Source organism: Actinospineispora spinosispora DSM 44797, assembly GCF_000429025.1.
Classification (GTDB): Bacteria; Actinomycetota; Actinomycetes; order Mycobacteriales; family Pseudonocardiaceae; genus Pseudonocardia; species Pseudonocardia spinosispora.
This window is the reverse complement of record NZ_AUBB01000039.1, coordinates 48222-70582: the sequence shown is the minus strand read 5'-3', so window position 1 is coordinate 70582 and position 22361 is coordinate 48222. Positions and strand designations below refer to the sequence as shown.

18 protein-coding genes are annotated in these 22361 nt (G+C 67.5%); 11 read left to right on the top strand and 7 right to left on the bottom strand.

The genetic code is table 11. From position 1 onward, the window contains the following. On the top strand, positions 1-1126 hold a 1126-nt coding region (sucC, locus tag G406_RS0118615), incomplete at its 5' end, for an ADP-forming succinate--CoA ligase subunit beta (RefSeq protein WP_028935000.1). A gap of 3 nt (positions 1127-1129) precedes the next feature. After that, positions 1130-2071 (top strand): succinate--CoA ligase subunit alpha, encoded by a 942-nt coding sequence (gene sucD, locus G406_RS47900; protein ID WP_051342312.1) that lies wholly within the window; start codon positions 1130-1132, stop codon positions 2069-2071. 29 nt (positions 2072-2100) lie between these two features. On the opposite strand, the gene G406_RS47895 is transcribed toward sucD, so the two are convergent. After that, positions 2101-2604 carry a MerR family transcriptional regulator gene (locus tag G406_RS47895; protein ID WP_064742967.1) on the bottom strand — a complete coding sequence of 168 codons (504 nt, stop codon included), beginning with the start codon at positions 2602-2604 and terminating at the stop codon, positions 2101-2103. 73 nt (positions 2605-2677) lie between these two features. Between G406_RS47895 and G406_RS47890 the strand changes: the two genes are divergently transcribed. After that, positions 2678-4258: an MDR family MFS transporter gene (locus G406_RS47890; protein ID WP_156934974.1), complete on the top strand. Its 1581-nt coding sequence runs from the start codon at positions 2678-2680 to the stop codon at positions 4256-4258. A 98-nt stretch (positions 4259-4356) separates the two neighbouring features. On the opposite strand, the gene G406_RS0118595 is transcribed toward G406_RS47890, so the two are convergent. Then, positions 4357-5328, bottom strand: a complete 972-nt coding sequence (locus tag G406_RS0118595) for a 2-dehydropantoate 2-reductase (protein WP_028934999.1) — start codon at positions 5326-5328, stop codon at positions 4357-4359. Between the two features lie 171 nt (positions 5329-5499). Here G406_RS0118595 and G406_RS0118590 point away from each other — a divergent pair, with 171 nt between their 5' ends. The 8 genes from G406_RS0118590 to infA all read left to right on the top strand — a co-directional run bounded on the left by G406_RS0118590 (position 5500) and on the right by infA (position 16014). Further along, a complete protein-coding gene (locus tag G406_RS0118590; protein WP_084216167.1) occupies positions 5500-7236 on the top strand; it encodes a thiamine pyrophosphate-binding protein in 1737 nt (578 codons plus the stop codon). A gap of 30 nt (positions 7237-7266) precedes the next feature. Further along, positions 7267-8496: a formyl-CoA transferase gene (gene frc / locus G406_RS0118585; RefSeq protein ID WP_028934997.1), complete on the top strand. Its 1230-nt coding sequence runs from the start codon at positions 7267-7269 to the stop codon at positions 8494-8496. A 2-nt stretch (positions 8497-8498) separates the two neighbouring features. Beyond that, complete coding sequence (locus tag G406_RS0118580; RefSeq protein ID WP_037077303.1) at positions 8499-10649, top strand: acetate--CoA ligase family protein; 2151 nt, start codon at positions 8499-8501, stop codon at positions 10647-10649. Positions 10650-10729: 80 nt separating this feature from the next. Beyond that, the gene (locus tag G406_RS0118575) at positions 10730-12130 is read left to right on the top strand and encodes an OFA family MFS transporter (protein ID WP_028934995.1); all 1401 of its coding nucleotides are present in this window, start codon (positions 10730-10732) and stop codon (positions 12128-12130) included. A 104-nt stretch (positions 12131-12234) separates the two neighbouring features. Next, a complete protein-coding gene (locus G406_RS0118570; protein ID WP_028934994.1) occupies positions 12235-13179 on the top strand; it encodes a LysR family transcriptional regulator in 945 nt (314 codons plus the stop codon). Positions 13180-13476: 297 nt separating this feature from the next. Next, the gene (locus G406_RS47885) at positions 13477-14772 is read left to right on the top strand and encodes an HNH endonuclease signature motif containing protein (protein ID WP_051342311.1); all 1296 of its coding nucleotides are present in this window, start codon (positions 13477-13479) and stop codon (positions 14770-14772) included. 214 nt (positions 14773-14986) lie between these two features. Next, positions 14987-15793 carry a GNAT family N-acetyltransferase gene (locus G406_RS0118560; protein WP_028934993.1) on the top strand — a complete coding sequence of 269 codons (807 nt, stop codon included), beginning with the start codon at positions 14987-14989 and terminating at the stop codon, positions 15791-15793. After that, complete coding sequence (gene infA, locus G406_RS0118555; protein WP_028934992.1) at positions 15790-16014, top strand: translation initiation factor IF-1; 225 nt, start codon at positions 15790-15792, stop codon at positions 16012-16014. Before G406_RS0118560 ends, infA begins: the two co-directional genes overlap by 4 nt. Positions 16015-16077: 63 nt before the next feature. Here the strand turns inward: infA and G406_RS47880 are convergent, their stop codons facing one another. Genes G406_RS47880 through G406_RS0118530 form a run of 5 tightly spaced genes read right to left on the bottom strand, consistent with a single transcriptional unit; the run spans position 16078 to position 22347 of the window. Continuing rightward, positions 16078-17268, bottom strand: coding sequence for a molybdopterin molybdotransferase MoeA (locus G406_RS47880; RefSeq protein ID WP_211241195.1), 1191 nt, complete (start codon positions 17266-17268; stop codon positions 16078-16080). Positions 17269-17311: 43 nt separating this feature from the next. After that, positions 17312-17536 (bottom strand): formate dehydrogenase subunit delta, encoded by a 225-nt coding sequence (locus G406_RS0118545; RefSeq protein WP_245607154.1) that lies wholly within the window; start codon positions 17534-17536, stop codon positions 17312-17314. A gap of 1 nt (position 17537) precedes the next feature. Continuing rightward, positions 17538-20363, bottom strand: a complete 2826-nt coding sequence (fdhF, locus tag G406_RS0118540) for a formate dehydrogenase subunit alpha (protein WP_028934990.1) — start codon at positions 20361-20363, stop codon at positions 17538-17540. After that, positions 20360-21904 (bottom strand): formate dehydrogenase beta subunit, encoded by a 1545-nt coding sequence (locus tag G406_RS0118535; RefSeq protein WP_028934989.1) that lies wholly within the window; start codon positions 21902-21904, stop codon positions 20360-20362. Before G406_RS0118535 ends, fdhF begins: the two co-directional genes overlap by 4 nt. Continuing rightward, positions 21901-22347: a formate dehydrogenase subunit gamma gene (locus G406_RS0118530; protein WP_245607153.1), complete on the bottom strand. Its 447-nt coding sequence runs from the start codon at positions 22345-22347 to the stop codon at positions 21901-21903. Before G406_RS0118530 ends, G406_RS0118535 begins: the two co-directional genes overlap by 4 nt. Positions 22348-22361 lie beyond the last annotated feature (14 nt).

The window sequence follows — 22361 nt, the reverse complement described above, 5'->3', positions numbered from 1 at the left end:
CGTCCCGGTGCTGCCGGGTCGCACCGTCACCACGGCCGAGGATGCGGCGGCTGCCGCGTCCGAGATTGGTACGGCTGTGGTGGTGAAGGCCCAGGTGAAGACTGGTGGGCGGGGTAAGGCCGGTGGTGTGAAGCTGGCGAAGGATGCGGGTGAGGCCCAGGAGAAGGCTGGGGCGATCCTGGGTATGGATATCAAGGGTCACACGGTGCATCAGGTGTTGGTGACCGAGGCTTCGGATATCGCTGAGGAGTATTACTTCTCGTTCTTGTTGGATCGGTCGAACCGTACTTTCCTGGCGATGGCCAGTGCTGAGGGTGGTATGGAGATCGAGCAGCTGGCGGTGGAGCGGCCGGAGGCGTTGGCTCGGGTTCCGATCGATGCGATCGCCGGGGTGGACAAGGCCAAGGCTGATGAGATCGTGGCGGCGGCGAAGTATCCGGCCGAGGTGGCGGACAAGGCCGCGTCGGTGATCGTGAAGTTGTGGGAGACCTTCGTCGGTGAGGACGCCACGCTGGTCGAGGTCAACCCGCTGGTCCGCGATCCCGCGGATAATGTGATCGCGTTGGACGGCAAGGTCACCCTGGACGAGAACGCCGATTTCCGTCACCCCGATCATGCCGCGTTGGTCGATGAGCGCACCGAGAACCCCTTGGAGGCGAAGGCCAAGGCCAAGGGTTTGAACTATGTGAAGCTCGATGATGGTCAGGTCGGGATCATCGGTAACGGTGCCGGTCTGGTCATGTCCACCCTGGATGTGGTGGCCTACGCCGGGGAGAAGCACGGGAATGTGAAGCCGGCGAACTTCCTGGACATCGGTGGTGGCGCGTCGGCGCAGGTGATGGCCGACGGGCTGGATGTGATCCTGGGGGATCCGGACGTCAAGTCGGTGTTCGTGAACGTGTTCGGTGGGATCACCGCGTGTGACGCGGTCGCGACCGGCATCGTGGAGGCGCTCAAGATTTTGGGTGACAGTGCGACGAAGCCGTTGGTGGTGCGTCTGGATGGCAACAACGTGCTCGAGGGCCGGCGGATTCTGGACGAGGCGAACCACCCGCTGGTGACCCAGGTGGACACAATGGACAACGCGGCCGACAAGGCCGCCGAGCTCGCGGCAGCGGGGGCCTGAACCATGTCGATTTTTTTGAACAGCAGCAGCAAGGTCATCGTGCAGGGCATCACCGGTGGTGAGGGCACCAAACACACCACCAAGATGCTCGCCGCGGGCACCAACATCGTCGGCGGGGTCAACGCCCGCAAGGCCGGGCAGAGCGTCACGATCGGCGGTAAGGACCTGACGGTGTTCGGTACCGTCGAAGAGGCCATGAAGGAAACCGGAGCCGACGTCAGCGTCGTGTTCGTGCCGCCGAAGTTCGCCAAGGACGCGGTCATCGAGGCCATCGACGCCCAGATCCCCCTGGCCGTGGTGATCACCGAGGGCATTCCGGTGCACGACAGCGCCTATTTCTGGGCGCATGCGTGCGCGAAGGGCAACCAGACCCGGATCATCGGCCCGAACTGTCCAGGCATCATCTCCCCCGGTGAGTCCAACGCCGGGATCATCCCGGCCGACATCGCCGGAGCGGGCAAGATCGGGTTGGTGTCGAAGTCCGGGACGTTGACCTACCAGATGATGTACGAGCTGCGGGACTTCGGTTTCTCCACCGCGATCGGCATCGGCGGGGACCCGGTCATCGGGACCACCCACATCGACGCCCTGCAGGCGTTCGAGGCCGACCCCGACACCGAGGCCATCGTGATGATCGGTGAGATCGGCGGCGACGCCGAAGAACGCGCCGCGGACTTCATCAAGGCCAACGTCACCAAACCCGTCGTCGGCTACGTCGCCGGGTTCACCGCCCCCGAAGGCAAGACCATGGGCCACGCCGGCGCCATCGTCTCCGGCTCAGCGGGCACCGCACAAGCCAAGAAAGAAGCACTCGAAGCAGCAGGAGTCAAGGTCGGCAAAACACCCAGCGAAACCGCCGACCTCATGCGCGAGATCCTCCGACACCTCCCGAATCATGATCACCACGGCCTCATGGCCGATTCTCGGTCCAAAATCAGCCACTAGACCGTGGTGATCATGAAAACCCCTCAGGTCTACTCCCGGACGGGGTGACCGAGGAGGTTCTCCACGATGCGGCCCAAACTGAGAGCCGCCGCCTCGCGCTCGGGCGGCTGCTTCCTCGCCAGATGACCGAGAGCCACCTCGACCCGCTCGTCCAGGTACGTCCCGATCACCGGGCAGCTCGCGTGGTCGTCCTCGGTGCACTTCGTCATGTGGTCAAGCATGTCGTGGGCCTGCTGCAGTCCATGAATGCGTTCCGCGAGCTCCTCGCGGCTACGTCGCAGCAGGTCATTGCGCTGCTCGTGGTCCGTGCTGGCGATGATGGCGGCGGTGTGCTCGATGCTCAGCATCCCGTCGATCCGCCAGAGCTGCACGTAGGCGAGCTGTTCCAGCGCGGCGCGGTCGTAGTGCCGGACGGTCGACCTGCGCTGCGAAGCGGGAACCAGACCGATCTCGTCGTAGTACCGCAACGTCGAGACCGGCACTCCGAAGGCCGCCGCGACGGCGGTGATCGAGTAGAGCTTCTCAGCTGGCATGAGGTTCCTCTTGACCTAAAGTCCTGTTGAGCGTTCACGCTATACGCGTGATGAGCTCAACGGGAGTCCTCCGGTGACGCCGCCGGTCGCCTCGGTCGAGGACCGGCCCGGCACGCGGCCGACGACACCGGTGCCGAGTCGCGCACCGGCTTCCACCACCCAGGTGCGCTGGTTCCTGCCGGTGCTCATGCTGGTGATCGGCAACTTCATGGCGGTCCTCGACGTGACCATCGTCAACGTCGCGGTGCCCGCCATCCAGAAGGACTTCGGTGGATCACTCGACGACGTGCTGTGGATCGCCACCGCGTACACGCTGATGCTCGGCGTCGTGGTCCCGGTCAGCAGCTGGCTGGGCGACCGCTTCGGCCTGACCCGGGTGTACCTGCTGTCGCTCGTCGGGTTCGCGATCGGTTCCGCACTGTGCGGAATCGCGGGCAACCTGGCCTGGCTGATCGTGTTCCGGGTGATCCAGGCCATTCCCGGCGGGATCATGCCGGTCGTGGCGATGACGCTGGTCTACCGCATCGTGCCGAGGGAGAAGCTCGGTACCGCGATGGGTGTGTTCGGCGTGGGCATCATCTTCGGGCCCGCCGTCGGACCGGTGCTCGGTGGCTACTTCGTGCAGTACCTCGACTGGAGGCTGGTCTTCTACGTCAACGTGCCGGTCGGGATCCTCGGCGCGATCGCCGCCTACTTCGTCCTGCCCAAGACTCCCGGGTCGGCCGGACGCCGCTTCGACATCCCGGGCTTCCTGTGCATCGCTGTCGGGCTGTTCGCGATCCTGCTCGCCGCGTCCGAGGGCAGCGACTGGGGGTGGGACGGGTACCGCATCCGCATGCTGATCGTCGGCGGCGTGCTGTGCCTGGCACTGTTCGTCGTCGTCGAGCTCGAGGTGAAGCAGCCGCTGCTCGACCTGACGGTGTTCAAGATATGGCCGTTCAGCTCGTCACTCGTCATGCTCGCCGTGCTGCAGGCGAACCTGCTGGGCATCTCGTTCTTCGTCCCGGTGTTCCTCCAGCAGGGACAGGGCAAGGAGGCCTTCGACGCGGGGCTGCTCCTGCTGCCCCAGGCGCTCATGTCGGGTGTGCTGATGCCGGTCGTCGGGAAGCTCTACGACAAGGTCGGACCGAGGTGGCTTGCCGTCTCCGGCCTGCTGATCTCCGGGTTCGGCACCTATCTGCTCGCGTCGGTCACCGCCGACATGACCCGGGCCGACGTCATCCTCTGGACCTGCGTGCGCGGCGCGGGGCTCGGGCTGTCGATCATGCCGATCATGACGTACGGGCTCGCCGCCCTGCCGGGGCGACAGACCAGCGAGGGAAGCGCGCTGAACAACGTCGCCCGGCAGTCCGCAGGCGCCCTCGGCCTTGCCGCGCTGTCCGCGTTGTCGGTCAGCCAGCAGGCCCAGCTGTTCAGCGCACGCGGCGCGCTCATGCCGAGCGACGGCCAGACCGGACCGGTCTCACCCGACCTGTTCGGCAGGCTGTACGGCGAGTACCGGTATCTGTCGGGCCAGGTCCTAGCGGTGTCCTACGCCAACATCTTCCTGGTGATCGCGGCCGCCACGGCGGCCTGCGTGCTGCTGGCGGTGTTCATGCGCCCACCGCCCGCCAACTCACCGGCCGACCGGTCAGCCGCCGCGGGCGGGCACTGACGACCGGAAACCAGCTCGCACAGACCGCACGGATCCGGCCAGCACACTGCACAGAGCTCGACCTCGTCGAGCGAGGCGACTGTGCGAGCTGGGGCCGACTACAGGCTCAGCTGCTGGTTGAGCAGGTCGCTCACGGCGGCGATCGCCCGGATGCTGGGCACGTCGGCGCCGACCAGGTCGGCCAGCTCCACCACCGCCGTGAGCAGGACGTCCAGCTCCATCGGCTTGCCGCGCTCGAGGTCCTGCAGTGTCGAGGTCTTGTGCTCGCCGGTCCGTTCCGCACCGGCCAGACGTCGATCGATCGACACCTGCGGCTCAGCGCCGAGCAGCCGGGCCACCCGCAGCGTCTCCTCCATCATCGACCGCACCAGCTCGCGCGTGCCGTCGTGACGACAGATCCCGGCCATCGTCGACCGGGTGAGCGCACTGATCGGGTTGAACGCGATGTTCCCCATCAGCTTGAGCCAGATGTCGTCGCGCAGCCGAGCCTCCACCGGACACTTCAGACCGCCGGCGATCATCGCCTCGGCGAACTCCGTGCATCGCGTGGAGATGCTGCCGTCCGGCTCGCCGATGGAGAACCGGGTGCCCTCCAGGTGTCGGATCACGCCGGGTGACTCGATCTCGGTCGCCGCGTAGACGACACAGCCGATCGCCCGCTCCGGCGACAGAACGGCACTCACCGCGCCACCGGGGTCGACACTCTCGACACGTCGGCCCTCGTAGGGGCCCTTCAGTCCGTGGAAGTACCACCACGGGATGCCGTTCTGAGCGGCGATCACCGTGGTCTCCGAACCCAGCAACGGCTCCACCAGCGGGCCCGAGTCGGCGTAGGCATGCGCCTTGAGCCCGAGGAACACGTGGTCGACCGGCCCGATGTCGGCGGGGTCGTCCGTCGCGAACGGATGGGCCACGAAATCACCCCGTGGGCTGCATACCCGTACCCCGTGTTCGCGTAGCGCCGCGAGGTGCGGACCACGAGCGACGAGGTGTACCTCGGCCCCGGCCCGGCACAGACTCGCCCCGACATAGGCGCCGATCGCGCCCGCTCCCAGCACAGCAACCCGCACGGCGAACTCCCATCGTCGTTGGGATTCAGTATGCAGTATGCGACAACCAGGTCAAGCCCGAGTTCTCCTGGGAACGGGTCTAGACAAGCGGCGACACGAGGAGTACCAAGTCTCCATACGGTATGCAGTATGGACGCCCGGTCGGGTTGCTAGTGACGAGGAGATGCTCAGATGACGCAGACGATCCCCGGAAGCGCTACCCAGAACGGGGCGGCTGACAGAGCGAAGGACAGCTCGGCTCCCGCGGAAACGATCTCGGGCGGCCACCTGGTCGCCAAGGCACTCAAGGCCGAGGGCGTGGACACGATCTTCACGCTGTGCGGTGGGCACATCATCGACATCTACGACGGATGCGTCGACGAGGGCATCGAGGTCATCGACGTCCGGCACGAGCAGGTCGCCGCGCACGCCGCGGACGGGTACGCACGCATCACCGGGCGCCCCGGCTGCGCGGTCGTCACCGCCGGGCCCGGCACCAGTGACGCGGTGACCGGTGTCGCCAACGCGCTGCGGGCGGAGAGCCCGATGCTGCTGATCGGCGGCCAGGGCGCGCTCACCCAGCACAAGATGGGCTCGCTACAGGACCTGCCGCACGTCGACATGATGTCCCCGATCACCAAGTTCGCCGCCACCGTCCCCAGCACCGCCCGCGCGGCGGACATGGTGTCGATGGCGTTCCGCGAGTGCTACAACGGTGCTCCCGGGCCGTCCTTCCTGGAGATTCCGCGCGACGTGCTCGACGCGCGAGTCCCGCTGGAGCAGGCCCGGCTGCCGGAGTCCGGCCGGTACCGCGCGTCCACCCGCTCCGCAGGCGACCCCGCCGCCATCGAGAGGCTCGCGGACCTCCTCGCGCACGCGGAGAAGCCGGCCGTCCTGCTGGGCAACCAGGTGTGGACCTGCCGGGCCACCGACGCGGCGACCGAGTTCGTCCACACCCTCAACGTGCCGGCCTTCATGAACGGGGCGGGCCGGGGCACACTCGCGCCGACCGACCCGATGCACTTCCAGCTCGCCCGCCGCCACGCGTTCAACGAGGCCGACCTCATCATCATCGTGGGTACGCCGTTCGACTTCCGGATGGGCTACGGGCGCAGGCTCTCCCCCACCGCGAAGGTGGTTCAGATCGACCTCGACTACCGGACCGTCGGCAAGAACCGGGACATCGACCTGGGCATCGTCGGAGACGCCGGCGCGGTGCTGGCCGCGGTCACCCAGGCCTCCACGAGCCGCGGCGCGCGGTCGCTCGACCGGAGGTCCTGGATCGCCGAACTGCGTGCCGTGGAGACCGCCGCCTACGAGAAGCGGCTGCCCCGCCAGCACTCCGACGCCTCCCCCATCGACCCGTACCGGCTGGTCCACGAGATCAACGAGTTCCTCACCGAGGACTCGGTGTACATCGGTGACGGCGGCGACATCGTCACCTTCTCCGGACAGGTCGTGCAGCCCAAGTCGCCCGGGCACTGGATGGACCCGGGCCCGCTCGGCACGCTCGGCGTCGGCATCCCGTTCGCCATGGCCGCCAAGCACGCCCGCCCCGACAAGGAGGTCGTCTGCCTGTTCGGCGACGGCGCGTTCAGCCTCACCGGCTGGGACTTCGAGACGATGGTGCGGTTCAACCTGCCGTTCGTCGGGATCGTCGGCAACAACTCCTCGATGAACCAGATTCGCTACGGCCAGATCAACAAGTACGGCGAGAGCCGGGGCCGGGTCGGCAACACCCTCGGCCACGTCCACTACGACAAGTTCGCCCAGATGCTCGGCGGCTACGGCGAAGAGGTCCGCGACCCCTCCGACATCGCGCCCGCGCTGCAGCGCGCCAGGGAATCCGGCAAGCCGTCGCTGATCAACGTCTGGGTCGACCCCGAGGTCTACGCGCCGGGAACCATGAACCAAACCATGTACAAGTGACCACCATTCTGAACTGATTCGGGAGTAAGAATGAGTAAGGCACTGGAAGGTATACGCGTCCTGGACATGACCCATGTCCAGTCGGGTCCGTCCGCTACGCAGATTCTCGCCTGGCTGGGCGCCGACGTGGTCAAGCTCGAGGCACTGAGCGGCGATATCACCCGTAAACAGCTGCGCGACGTTCCGAACGTCGACAGCCTCTATTTCACGATGCTGAACTGCAACAAACGCAGCATCACCCTCAACATGAAGAGTGACGAGGGTAAGGAACTGTTCACCACGCTCGTGCGCGAATCCGACGTTCTCGTCGAGAACTTCGGGCCCGGCGCGGTGGATCGCATGGGCTTCACCTGGGATCTGCTGCAGGAGCTCAACCCGCGCCTGGTGTACGCCTCCATCAAGGGATTCGGTGAGGGCCCGTACACGCACTACAAGGCGTACGAGGTCGTCGCGCAGGCAATGGGTGGCTCGATGAGCACCACCGGTTTCGAGGACGGCCCGCCGGTGGCCACCGGCGCTCAGATCGGTGACTCGGGCACCGGCATCCACGCCGTCACCGGCATCCTCGCGGCGCTGCTGCAGCGCGGTGCCACCGGGCGTGGCCAGCGGGTCACCGTGGCGATGCAGCACGCCGTGCTGAACCTGTGCCGGGTGAAGCTGCGCGACCAGCAGCGGCTCGCCCACGGCCCGCTGCGCGAGTACCCGAACGACCAGTTCGGCACCGAGGTGCCGCGCTCGGGCAACGCATCGGGTGGCGGCCAGCCGGGCTGGGCGGTCAAGTGCAAGCCGGGCGGACCGAACGACTACATCTACGTGATCGTTCAGCCGCCGGGCTGGGCGCCGATCAGCGAACTGATCGGGCGGCCCGAACTGGCCGAGGACCCGGAGTGGAGCACCCCGGAGGCACGCCTGGACAAGCTGGACAAGATGTTCCAGCTCATCGAGGAGTGGAGCGTCCACCACGACAAATGGGACGTGCTGGCCATGCTCAACGCCAAGAACGTGCCGTGCGGCCCGATCCTGTCCACCGAGGAGCTCATCGAGGACGCCTCGCTGGTCGACAACAACATGATCGTCACGGTGGACCACCCGGAGCGCGGTGCGTTCACGACCGTCGGCTGCCCGATCAAGCTGTCCGACTCGCCGGTGAAGGTCGAGACCTCGCCGCTGCTCGGCCAGCACAACGAGGAGATCTTCGTCCAGGAGCTGGGTCTCGCTCCTGAGCGCTTCGCCGAGCTGCAGAAGAACGGGGTCATCTAGCCATGTCGATCAACGGCGAGAGCACCCGGTACGACAAGGACGCCGTACGCGAGCTGTTGGGCAAGGTCAGCGCCGAGAACCGGGACGCACTGACCGCGCCGGAGGGCAGGGCCCTGTGTCAGGCCTACGGCATACCGACGCCCGGTGAAGGCCTGGCGACCAGCGCCGACCAGGCGGTCGAGCTCGCATCGAGCATGGCGGGCCCAGTGGTGATGAAGATCGTGTCGCCGGACATCCTGCACAAGACCGAGGCAGGCGGGGTCCGGGTCGGGATTCATGGCGAGGCCGAGGTGCGGCTCGCCTACCAGGAGATTCTGGACTCGGCGAGCGCCTACGACAGCTCGGCGGCCATCGACGGCATCCAGGTACAGGAGATGCTCGTCGGCGGCCAGGAAGTGATCATCGGCGCCACCACCGACCCGACGTTCGGCAAGGTGGTGGTCTTCGGCCTCGGCGGTGTGCTCGTCGAGGTGCTGCGCGACGTGACCTTCCGGCTGGCTCCGGTCGACACCGCGACAGCTCGGTCGATGCTCGACGACATCGACGCCGCCGAGATCCTGCGCGGGGTACGCGGCGCCGAAGCGGTGGACGCGGACGCACTCGCCGACATCATCCGCAGGCTGTCGGACCTGGTGACCGACTTCCCGTCGATCCGGGAGCTCGACCTCAACCCGGTCTTCGCCCGTCCCGACGGGGCATCGGCCGCCGACGTGCGGGTGCTGCTCGAGACCGAGGACCAGCCCGAGCGGGTGCAGCACACGCCAGAAGAGATTCTGGCGACGATGAACCGGCTCATGCGGCCGGAGGCGATCGCGGTCATCGGGGCGTCGGCCGAGGCCGGCAAGATCGGTAACTCGGTGATGAAGAACCTCATCAACGGCGGCTATGCGGGGGCGATCTACCCGATCAACCCGAAGGCCGACGAGATCCTCGACAAGAAGGCCTACCGCAGCATCGCCGACGTTCCGGGTGACGTCGACGTCGCGGTCTTCGCGGTACCGGCCAAGTTCGTCGGGGGTGCCCTGCGCGAGGTCGGCGAGAAGGGCGTCGCCGCGGCCGTGCTCATCCCGTCCGGTTTCGCCGAGACCGGCAACCAGGAGCTGCAGGACGAGGTCGTGGCGATCGCCCGCGAGTACGGCGTGCGACTGCTCGGGCCGAACATCTACGGCTACTACTACACGCCGAAGAACCTGTGCGCGACGTTCTGCACCCCCTACGACGTCAAGGGTGGTGTCGCGCTCACCTCGCAGAGCGGTGGCATCGGGATGGCCATCCTCGGGTTCAGCCGCACCACGAAGATGGGTGTCTCGGCGATCGTCGGCCTGGGCAACAAGTCCGACATCGACGAGGACGACCTGCTGACCTTCTTCGAGCAGGACGACGAAACCACTTGCGTGGCCATGCATCTGGAAGACCTGAAGGATGGCCGTGCATTCGTCGACGCCGCTCGGCGGATCACCCCGAAGAAACCGGTGGTGGTACTGAAAGCAGGTCGCACCGCGATGGGAGCCCGCGCCGCAAGCTCGCACACCGGTGCGCTCGCCGGTGACGACAAGGTCTACGACGACATCCTGCGCCAGTCCGGCGTCGTGCGGGCGCCAGGGCTCAGCGACATGCTGGAGTACGCCAGGGGCCTGCCGGTGCTGCCGACGCCGCGGGGCGACAACGTCGTGATCATCACCGGGGCCGGCGGGTCCGGGGTGCTGCTCTCCGACGCGTGCGTGGCGAACGGTCTGACGCTGATGGACATCCCGCCCGACCTGGACGAGGCGTTCCGCGCGTTCATCCCCCCGTTCGGCGCCGCGGGCAATCCGATCGACATCACCGGCGGCGAACCACCGTCGACCTACGAGGCGACCATCCGGCTCGGCCTGGAGGACCCTCGAATCCACGCCCTGATCCTCGGCTACTGGCACACGATCGTCACACCGCCGATGGTCTTCGCCGAGCTCACCGCACGCGTCGCGGCCGAGGCACGGGCCAAGGGAATCAACAAGCCGATCGTCGCCTCGCTCGCCGGCGACACCGAGGTCGAGGAGGCCAGCGAATACCTCTACCGGCACGGCGTGGTGGCCTACCCGTACACCACGGAGAAACCGGTCGCCGTGCTCGGCGCCAAGTACCAGTGGGCTCGGGGGGCGGGTCTGCTCTGAATCACCCAGAACGTCTGAACCACCCGTAAACATTCGGAGCTAGGTCACCTCAAACCAGGGGTTTCGTCAAAGGAGACGACATGACCGCAACCGACCTTCCCTACCGGGAGATCACCGATTCCAACGGCCGCCTCTACCGCATCGGCGAGTCACCACAACAAATCCTGGGGCGCGGGCGCAGCTCCATGATGTGGCTGCCCTGGGCGGCCATGATGGGCGTCAGCGTTTTCGAGTACGGCTACGGCGCGGCCGAGCAGGCGCTGGAGGACAAGCACGGCTGGTCACTGTCCCAGACGTTCTGGCTGGTCGCGATCTGGACGGTGTTCCAGGCCGCCGTCGCCTTCCCAGCAGGGCGACTGAGAGAGAAGGGCGTCGTCTCAGCGAAAGCGGCGATGCTGTCCGGCGCCGTCATGGTGTTCCTTGCGTTCTTCACGCTCGGCGCCACCAGCAGCCTCTGGCTCAACATTCTCTGCTACTCGTTCTTCGGTGGCGTCGGCTCCGGTCTCGTCTACGCCACCTGCATCAACATGGTCGGCAAGTGGTATCCGGAGAAACGAGGCGGAAAGACCGGTTTCGTCAACGGCGGATTCGCCTATGGCGCGCTCCCGTTCATCTTCATCTTCAGCTACGTCTTCAACGAGGAGAACTTCTCGCTGATCCTCACCTTGATCGGCATCTACATGTTCCTGATCGTCGGGATCTGTGGATTCCTCTTCAAGGACCCGCCGAAGAACTGGTGGCCGGAAGAGGTCGACCCGCTGGCGTGGTCGTCGAAGACGAAGTCGACCCGCAGCCTCCGCAAGAACCCGCCGGCGGTCCGCCAGTACGGCCCCATGGAGGCGGTCAAGACCGGTCAGCTCCCGCTGATGTGGTTCTCGCTGGCGATCATCGGCGGTGTCTCGCTGTTCGGCATCGGCTACCAGGTCCCGTTCGCCAAGTCGTTGGGATTCGGGCCGTTCGTCGCGGCCTCGTCGGCGGGCATCCTCTCCCTGGTGAACGGCCTCGGTAGAGGAGCGGTCGGATGGTTGTCCGACCAGATCGGCCGTAAGCAGGCACTCATTCTCGTCCTGCTGGTCGAGGCCGTCGCACAGTTCGGTCTGCTGTGGAGCGGGAACATGCACAACGAGGTGCTGTTCATCCTCTTCGCGTTCGTCGCCGGCTTCGGCGGCGGAGCGTTCTTCCCGATGTTCGCCGCGCTGACCCCGGACTATTTCGGGGAGAACAACAACGCGTCGAACTACGGGCTCGTGTACAGCGCGAAACTGGTCAGCGGCATCGTCGGGTTCGGTGCCGCGTCGAGCGTGGTGACCTCGGTGGGCTACACCGGCGCCTACATCATCGCGGGCAGCATCGCGGTGCTGTCGGCGATCATCGCGGCCTTCCTGAAACAACCGGGACGCGGCGACGTCGCACCCGACCCCGGACGATCGGAGCAGGCGAACAGCCACACCGCACAGCTCCCCTCCACCGGTCAGGCCTGATCGCTCCTGGGCCGACAGCGTCGCCGACGGGTAGTCTTCCCGTCGGCGACGCTGCTCATCCACTGGCGTTCGGGCAGGTCAGCGCCGGGAGGAGTAACACGGGCATGGCCGGAGACATCCAGATCCGTCAGCTGGAGTACCTGGTCGCGCTGGCCCGCGAACAGCACTTCGCCCGCGCCGCGACCGCGTGCCACGCGAGCCAGCCCGCCCTGTCCACGGCCATCCGCAAGCTCGAGGTCCAGCTGGGCGTGACGATCGTCCAGCGCGGGCAGCGGTTCTCCGGGTTCACCCCGGAAGGCCAGCGGGTCGTGGGCTGGGCACACCGCATCCTCGCCGAGCGGGACGGGCTGCGCGAGGACCTGAGCCGAATGCGTCAGGGCCTCGTGGCCACCCTCCGGATCGGAGCGATCCCCACTGCCGTACCGGTCACAGCGCTGCTGACCACGCCGTTCTCCGACAAGCACCCGCTTGCCACGGTGCGCATCGAGGTACTGTCCTCGAGGGAGATCGTGCGCAAGCTGGCCGACTTCGAGCTCGACGCGGGCCTCACGTACCTCAGCCCCGCCTCCCCCACCGGCACACGATCGGTCGGGCTGTACCAGGAGCGGTACCTGCTGCTCACCCCCTCGGACGGTGAGTTCGGTGCTCGGGACAGCGTCACCTGGGCAGAGGCGGCGAGCCAGCCGATGTGCGCGCTCGGCACGAACATGCAGAACCGGCGCATCCTCGACGCCGCCGTCGCCGCGGCCGGCGGAGCGCAGATGGACCCGGTACTGGAGACCGACACGGTGGACGCGATCTACGCCCACGTCGCGACCCGTCGCTGGTCGGCGATCATCGCGCACACCTGGCTGCACGCCTTCGGCCTGCCCGCCGGGACCAGCGCCGTCCCGTTGACCGAGCCCAGCCCTCATCCGACGGTCGGACTGTTGATCTCCGATCACGAGCCGCCGCCCATCGCTGCCAGTGCGTTGCTGGAGGCGGTGACGGACACGGACGTCCCCACCGCATTGAACCATTCGGTGCAGCAGGCACTGGCGCGGGCCTGACGGGTCATCCTTCGCTGGCTTCGTTTGGGGTTCATCCCCGCTGGCCGTTGAGTGTCTTAGCGCGGCCGGGCGCTGTCAATCCCGCTTCGCGCCTCGACGGTCGTTCGTGGTTGCACGGAGTTCGGGGGTCGAGGTTTCAGGATTGACAGCGCCCGGCCGCGCTAAGTGCGGGCCAGGATCGCGGGGATGGGGGTGGTGTGCGGATGCTGGGGGTTGCGGGGACTGGGGGCTTGTTTCTTTTCGTACAGGCCTTCTTTTTCGTTGGGAATTGTCGGTGTTATCTGAGATAATAGGTTCATGTCCGAAGTCTTGGTGCGTGAGTTGCGCGCGGAAGCTGTCTCGGTGATGGCTCGGCTTCGTGATGCGGAAAAGGTTTTGTCGGATCAGGCGTTGATTGAGTCGATTCAGTTTCATGATCGGTTGCAGCGGCAGTCGAAACAGGATGTGTTGCGGTCTATTTCTCGCCTGGATTCTGAGGGTGGGTTCGTCGAGCGTGGGGTGCGGGCGAAGTCGGCGGTGGCGGATTTGTTGGGGGTGAGGCCGTCGGAGGCGCATCGGTTGGTGCGGTTGGCGCGTCACGCGTTCCCGACCGTCACCTTGACCGGTCAGCCTGTCGCCGCTCGCCTGTCCGCGACCGCGGCGGCCTTGGACTCGCATGTCATCGACCAAGCACACGGCCTTGTGATCGACATCGCGTTGAGGTCCAGCGCCGCGCGTCGCCTCGACCCTGGTATCTGGGGTGGCGCTGAATCGATCCTCGCGGAGTGGGCGCAGACGTATACGCCGGCGCAGCTTGCGGTGGAGGCGCGGCGGCTGGTCAACGGTCTCGACCATGACGGCGCCCGGCCCGGTGATGATGATTCGGGGGTGGACGGGCTGGTCAACGACCTGTCGTTCGCTCGTCACCAGCACGGCGGTGGTTTCTTCAAGGGCCGCCTCGATGCGTTGTCGTTCGAGGTGTTTCGCAGGGCGCTCGACGCTCGGTTGTTGTCGGAGAAGGACGAGAACAAGTCACTGGCCGAGCGTCAGGGTGATGCTTTGGCTCAGCTGTGTGTGCATGCTCTGGATGAGGGGTGTCTGCCGCAGCGTGGTGGGGAACGCCCGCACGTGACGGTGATCCTCACTGAGAAGGAACTACGTGAGCAGCATCGTGGTGTGGTTCTGGAGTACGGCGGGCAGCTCTCGGCCGCGCAGACCCGCATGCTGTTGTGTGACGCGAAGATTCTCCCGGTCGTTCTAGGCGGCGAGAGCCAGATCCTGGATGTGGGCCGGGAGAAACGGACCGCGACCCCGGCCCAGCGCGCAGCGATCACCGCCCGCGACGGCGGTTGCGCCCACCCGGGATGCGACCAACCGCCACACCACTGCGAAATCCATCACCTCACCCCATGGGCGCACGGCGGTAGGACCGATATCGACAATCTGGCGATGTTCTGCTGGCAGCACCACCGGATGATCCACGAATCCGGATGGACCATCAACATGGTCAATGGATATCCATCCATAATCCCACCGAAATGGCTCGACTCGACACAGATGCCCCGCCGAAAACCACCACCGATCATTGACCTGGAGACCATCCTCCGAAGATAGGAGCAGGTCGGCACACAGCTCGCCGGCCGGATGGAAATCAGTGGCGGGTCAGGGGATCACGCTGATACGGTGCAGGCGATCGCGACTCGGCCGTTGGAGGTGAGACCCATGTTCGTAGTACACACGTGGGTGCTCCCCTCTCTGTCACGATCGGGCGATTGACGTAGGTGTCGCCAGGAGCGCCTCCCACCAGGCACTCCTGAGAGGCAAACCTATGAACTCTGTGCATTTCAGCACGAACACGCCCGCGAGAAGCGGTACGCGGGCGGTGATCAGCCGGGTCGACGAACTGCACTGGCAAGCCGTCGAGGACAACCGCACGATCGGTCAGGGCGAGGCATCTCGCAGGCCAGACGGTCGGGTCTTCCTCAGCATCGACACGTGGCACGGCACGGTCTTCGATCAGCTAGCCGCCACGATGCTGAACGATCTGCCAAAGCCGCTGTACACGATGGTCGACGAGTCCGACCATGACCTGACAGCCCGGTGGGCGCGGGCAGGGCTCACAATCCGGCGCCGGGAACGCGAGTACCACTTCGCCACCGACCCCGCGGTCACCGGCCTCGATACCGGGCGGGTGCCGACCGGTGTGACGGTCGTAGGCCTCGGCGCGGCGCGGGAGCCCGGGCTGCGCGAGGTCTACGCGGCGGTGCGTGCCGAGGTCGACGCCCGCGTCGGGTGGGACACGATGCCGGTCGAGGTACCGGCTCGGCCGGCCGGAGCCCCCTTGGACCCATCGCGGTACGTGGTAGCCGAGGCCGGAGATCGGTACGTGGGGCTGGTCCGGGTGGTGTCGCGACGTAGACACGCACGGATCGGGTTGGTCGTGGTCCGCGAGGAGCTACATCGGCGAGGTATCGCACGGGCGATGCTGGCCGAAGCGTTGGGCACGCTGCATCACGGCGGGTTCGAGACGGCGTCGGCCGAGCTCGACGAACGCAACACGGCGGCACGGGCACTGTTCGAGGGCATCGGCGCACGGCACGTGAGCACCGCCGTGGAAATGGGGTGTGGCGCATGACGAAGACAGCGGGAGCCATCGAGGTCGAGGGCACCGTCGTCGAGTGCCTACCCAACGCCCTGTTCAGGGTGGAGCTCGAGAACGGGCACAAGGTACTCGCACACATCAGCGGGAAGATCCGGAAGAACTACATCAAGATCGTGCTGCTCGACCGGGTGCTCGTCGGGCTCAGCCCGTACGACCTGAACCGGGGCCGAATCCTGTTCCGGTACCGGAGCTGACATCTCGATCGCGGTACCGGCGGCCACCCGGCCGCCGGTACCGCGGCATCCAGGCGACCCGGATCAGCTGCCCGGCCCGGTCGACGCGCCGGGCAACGGGTGGAGGCGCACACCTCCGGTCGGCGCGATGACTGCCAGCGCGTCAGCAGTCGCCACACCGCGCAGCATCGCGCTGCCTGAATGCGGCACCTCGGTCAGCTCACCGCCCCTGACGCGGACCGGCAGCAGCCGCGTCGCGCTGCCGTGTCCCGACTCGTGACCGCTCAACGCCGGCCCGGGCTCCAGCTCGGGCAACGGCAGTCCGAGCAGCGCGGTGATCGCCGGGAGCGCCAGGGTCAGGAACGCGACGTAGGCAGCCAGAGGGTTGCCCGGCAGCCCGACCAGCAGCCTGCCACCGGGCAGGCGCGCGAGAGCCTGCGGATGCCCCGGCCGGCAGCGCACACCGTCGACGACGAGCTCCGCCCCCAGCTCCTCCAGCACCGCCCTGAGGTGATCGGCCGGACCACGGGACGACGAGCCGGACACGAGCACGACGTCCGCGTCGATGGTCTCCAGCGCCGAGGCGAGCAGCTCATGTGAGTCGCCCAGCCTCGTGATGCCGTCGAACCGTCCGCCCGCCCACCCGGTCAGGCCGGGAAGCATCGGGCCGATCGCATCCCGCACCCGGGCCGCGGTCGGAACCCCACGCTCGAGCAGCTCATCGCCGGTGACCAGCGCGTGCACGATCGGAGCGGTCCGGACCAGCACGGTGTCGTGACCGAGCGCGGACGCCAGCCCGAGAGCCGCCGGCCCGAGCACGGAGCCCTCCGCCAGCACCACTTCACCCGCAACGCATTGTTCGCCGGCACGCCTGATGTGGCGGCCGGGTTCCACGTCGCCGCTGAGCAGGGCACCGACCCGCTGCGAGTGCTCGTAGGGCAGCACCGCGTGCGTCGCGGCCGGGACCGGGGCGCCCGTGGCGATCTCGCAGGCGGTCCCCGGCCGCAGCGGCTCGGGCACGCCGTCTCCCGCGCGGACCGACGCGACCACGGTCCACGGTGGCGCACCGTTGACCGCGTAGCCGTCCATCGCGGCGCGATCCGCGACCGGGATGCCCACCAGAGCGTGCAGCGGTTCCGCGAGCGCGGACCCCAGCGCGGCGGCCACCGGGACCTGCCGCGCACGTAGCGGAGTGGCCGCTCGATGCGCTGCCTCGCGCGCCTCGTCCCAACCCACCGGCGCCGGGCGACCGGTGGCAGGCACCGATCCGCTCACGCTCCGCACCCCAGGATCATGCCTGAGTACGGTTCGAGACATCTCAGCCGGGCCGCTCCAGCAGCGCGACCGCGGCGACCGCTGCCGGATCCAGCTCGTCACCGCGATCGACGGCCGCATGCAGCGCGGCCCGCATCCTCGGATCCCAGAACTTGCGGATGTGTTCCGCGATCAGCGGGGCGGACTCCTCTACCGGCCGGTGCGCGAACTGTACGGCGATCTCGCCGGCCAGCCGGACCACCGGTTCCACCGTGGAATGCCGGATCACGTCAGGTACCCGCCACCGGGACCGGTACCGACGCCTCGTGTTCCTCACGGTGCACCGGTTGGGCGAGCAACGAGACCTGCACGGCCGTCACCTTGTACTCCGGACAATTCGTCGCCCAGTCGGAGTTGTCGGTGGTCACCACGTTCGCGCCGGTCACCGGGTGGTGGAACGTCGTGTAGCAGACCCCGACCGGCATGCGATCGGCGATCCGCGCTCGCAGGGTCGTACTGCCGACCCTGCTGGACAGCGACACCATGTCACCGTCGTTGATGCCGCGTACCTCCGCGTCGTGCGGATGAATCTCCAGCAGGTCCTCCGGGTGCCAGGCCACGTTCGCCGTCCGGCGGGTCTGAGCGCCCACGTTGTACTGGGACAGAATGCGCCCGGTCGTCAGGATCAACGGGTACTTGCGGGTGCTGCGCTCCTTCGTCGGCACGTAGGTGGTCTGCACCAGCCGGCCCTTGCCCCGGACGAAGCCGCTCATGTGCATGATCGGCGTGCCCTCCGGCGCGGCGTCGTTGCACGGCCACTGCACGCTGCCGACCTTGTCCAGCATCTCGAAGGACACCCCGGCGAACGTGGGTGTGGTCAGCGCGATCTCGTCCATGATCTGCGCGCTGTTGTCGTAGTGCATCGGGTAGCCCATCGCCTGCGCGATCTCGCAGACGATCTCCCACTCCTGTTTGCCGGTGCGCGGCGCCATGATCGGACGCACCCGGTTGATGCGCCGCTCGGCGTTGATGAAGGTCCCGTCCTTCTCCAGGAACGACGTTCCCGGGAGCAGGACGTGCGCGAACTTCGCCGTCTCGTTGACGAACAGGTCCTGCACGACGAGCAGGTCGAGCGCGGCCAGCGCCGCGTGCACGTGCCGGGTGTTCGGGTCGGACTGGGCGATGTCCTCGCCCTGCACGAACAACGCCCTGAACGATCCCTCGACAGCCGCGTCGAACATGTTCGGGATGCGCAGTCCCGGTTCGCTGAGGATGGGCGTGCCCCACAGCTTCTCGTAGATGTCGCGCACCTCGTCGCCGGCCACGTGGCGGTAGCCGGGCAGCTCGTGCGGGAACGAGCCCATGTCGCACGAGCCCTGCACGTTGTTCTGGCCGCGCAGCGGGTTGATGCCGACGCCGTCACGGCCGATGTTGCCGGTCGCCATCGCCAGGTTCGCCATGCCCATGACCGCCGTCGAGCCCTGGCTGTGCTCGGTGACTCCCAGTCCGTAGTAGATCGCGCCGTTGCCGCCGGTCGCGTACATGCGGGCCGCGCCGCGCACGTCGGCGGCCGGTACCCCGGTGATCGACTCCACTGCCTCGGGGCTGTGCTCGGGGCCGGAGATGAACGCCTCCCACTCCGAGACGTCCTCGCAGCGTTCGTCGAGGAACTCGCGGTCGACCAGTCCCTCGGTGACGATGACGTGTGCCATCGCGTTGAGCATCGCCACGTTGCTGCCGGGGGCGAGGGACAGGTGGTAGGCCGCCTCGATGTGCGGGGTGCGCACCAGGTCGATACGCCTGGGGTCGATCACGATCAGCTTCGCGCCCTCGCGCAACCGTCGCTTCATCCGCGAGGCGAACACCGGGTGCCCGTCGGTCGGGTTGGCACCGATCACGACGATGACGTCGGCCTTGGCGACCGACTTGAAGTCCTGTGTCCCCGCCGACGTGCCGAACGTCTGGCCGAGGCCGTAGCCGGTCGGCGAGTGGCAGACGCGGGCGCAGGTGTCGACGTTGTTGTTGCCGAACGCCGCCCGGACCATCTTCTGGACGACGTACACCTCCTCGTCGGTGCAGCGGGACGAGGTGATCGCGCCGATCGAGCCGGCGCCGTGCTCGTTCTGGATCTCACGCAGGCGACGCCCGGTGAAGGTGATCGCCTCCTCCCAGGTCACCGTGCGCCACTCGTCGGCGATCGAGTCACGCACCATCGGTGCGAGCACGCGGTCGGGATGCGAGGCGTAGCCGAACGCGAACCGGCCCTTCACACAGGAGTGGCCCTCGTTCGCGCCACCGTCCTTGTACGGCACCATCCGGACCAGCTCGTCGCCGCGCAGCTCGGCCTTGAACGAGCAACCGACGCCGCAGTACGCGCACGTCGTGATGACGCTGCGGGTCGGCATGCCCAGCTCGACGACCGTCTTCTCCTGCAGCGTCGCGGTCGGGCAGGCCTGCACGCAGGCACCGCAGGACACGCAGTCCGACTCCATGAACGTCCCGCCTGCGCCCGCGGCGACCTTCGAGTCGAAGCCTCGGCCGTCGATCGTCAGCGCCAGCGTCCCCTGCACCTCGTCGCAGGCGCGCACGCAGCGCGAACAGACGATGCACTTCGACGCGTCGAAGTCGAAGTACGGGTTCGAGGTGTCCTTCGGGGCGTCCAGGTGGTTGGCACCGGCGTCGACCCCGGAGCCGTACCGCACCTCACGAAGGCCCGTGACGCCCGCCATGTCCTGCAGCTCGCAGTCCCCGTTTGCCGAGCAGGTCAGGCAGTCCAGCGGGTGGTCGGAGATGTAGAGCTCCATGACACCGCGGCGCAGCTTGCCCAGCTTCTCGTTCTGGGTGTGGACGACCATGCCGTCCGACACGGGGGTGGTGCAGGACGCCGGGGTGCCGCGCGCACCGTCGATCTGCACGACACACAGCCGACACGAGCCGAACGCCTCCAGGCTGTCGGTGGCGCACAGCTTCGGGATGTCCACTCCGGCGTGCTTCGCGGCGCGCATCACCGAGGTGCCAGGAGGGACCGACACCGGCATGCCGTCGATGGTCAGCTCGACGGTGGCTTCCCCGGCCCTGGCCGGTGTTCCGAAGTCGGGTTCCTTCAACAAGCTCACGATGCGCCCTCCAGATCGGACCTCGGATCGACTCCGAAGTCCTCGGCGAAATGCTTGACCGCGCTGCGCACCGGCATGGGCGTCAGGCCACCCATGGCACACAGCGAGCCGTCGGTCATCAGGTCACACAGGTCATCCAGCAGGACCAGGTTCGCCTTGCGGTCCTCGCCCGCCCGGATGCGGTCGATCGTCTCCACGCCGCGCACCGCGCCGACCCGGCACGGGGTGCACCGGCCACACGACTCCTCGGCGCAGAACTCCATGGCGAACCGTGCCATCTTCGACATGTCCACGGTGTCGTCGAACACGACGATCCCACCGTGCCCGACCATGGCGCCCGAGGCGGCGAACGCCTCGTAGTCCATCGGCAGGTCGAACTTCTCGACCGGCAGGTACGCGCCCAGCGGGCCGCCGACCTGCACGGCACGCACCGGACGCCCGGAGGCCGTCCCGCCGCCGAAGGTGCCCACCAGCTCACCGAGCGTCACGCCGAACGCCGTCTCGACGACCCCGCCGCGCGCCACGTTGCCGCCGATCTGGAACACCTGTGTGCCGCGCGAGCGGCCCACGCCGAGGTCGGCGAACGCCTGCGCGCCGTCGGCGAGGATCGCCGGGACCGAGGCGAGCGTCAGCACGTTGTTCACGACGGTCGGCCTGCCGAACAGCCCCTCCAGCGCGGGGATCGGCGGCTTCGGTCGTGCCGTTCCCCGCTTGCCCTCGAGGCTCTCCAGCATCGAGGTTTCCTCGCCGCAGATGTAGGCCCCGGCCCCGACCCTGATGTACAGGTCGAACCGCAGCTCGCTGCCGAGGATTCGCTCGCCCAGCCAGCCCCGCTCGTACGCCGAGTCGATCGCGGCACGCAACGCGGCCACCGCATCGGGGTACTCGGACCGGACGTAGATGTAGCCCTCGGTGGCCCCGACCGCGTGCGCGGTGATCGTCATGCCTTCGATCAGGGTGAACGGGTCGCCCTCCATGAGCATGCGGTCGGCGAACGTCCCGCTGTCGCCCTCGTCGGCGTTGCAGCAGACGAACTTCAGCGGCGAGTCCGCGCCCAGCACGGTCTTCCACTTGATGCCGGTCGGGAACCCGGCGCCACCCCTGCCGCGTAGACCGGAGTCCGTCACCTCCTCGACGACATCGGCCGGTGCCATGTCGAGAGCCCGCCGAAGACCGGCCAGACCGCCGTGCTCCTCGTAGTCCGACGCCGATCGCGGATCCACCACGCCGACGCGGGCGAACGTCAGGCGCTGCTGGGCGCGCATCCAGGGGAGCTCTGCGACCGGACCGAGGTTCAGTTCGTGCCCGGCACCGTCCAGCATCCCGGCGGCGATCAGACCGTCCACGTCCTCCGGCAGCACCGGTCCGTAACCGACCCTGCCAGCGGGTGTGTCGACCTCCACCATCGGTTCCAGCCACAGCATGCCGCGTGAACCGGTCCGGACCAGCTCGACGTCGGGGGCGATCGCGGCGATCCGCTCGGCCACCTCGTCGGCGCCCACCGAGCGGGCGGCCGAGTCGCGGGGCACGTACACCGTCATCGCAGATCTCCCAGCAGTGCATCGAACCGGGCAGGGCTGACCCGCCCGTACAACCGGTCGTCCACCGTGACCGCCGGACCGAGCGCACAGTTGCCGAGGCAGAACACCTCGTCCAGGGTCACCGAACCGTCGTCCGTCGTGCCGCCGAGCTTCGCACCGAGACTCGCTTCGGCGTGCGCGACGACCCGATCGGCGCCGACCGCCTGGCACGCTTCGGCACGACAGATCCGGACGGTAGTACGTCCCGGTGGCTCGTGGCGAAAATCACGGTAGAATGTGATGACACCGTGCACTTCCGCGGTCGAGATGTTGAGTACGTCGGCCAGCAGCGGTTCCGCTGCCGGGTCGATGTATCCGAATTCGGCCTGTAGTGCATGCAGGATCGGTAGCAGCGGCCCGCGCTGGTCGGCGTGAGCGGCCGCGATCGCTCGAATCCTCTGCATCGTCGCAGGGTCGA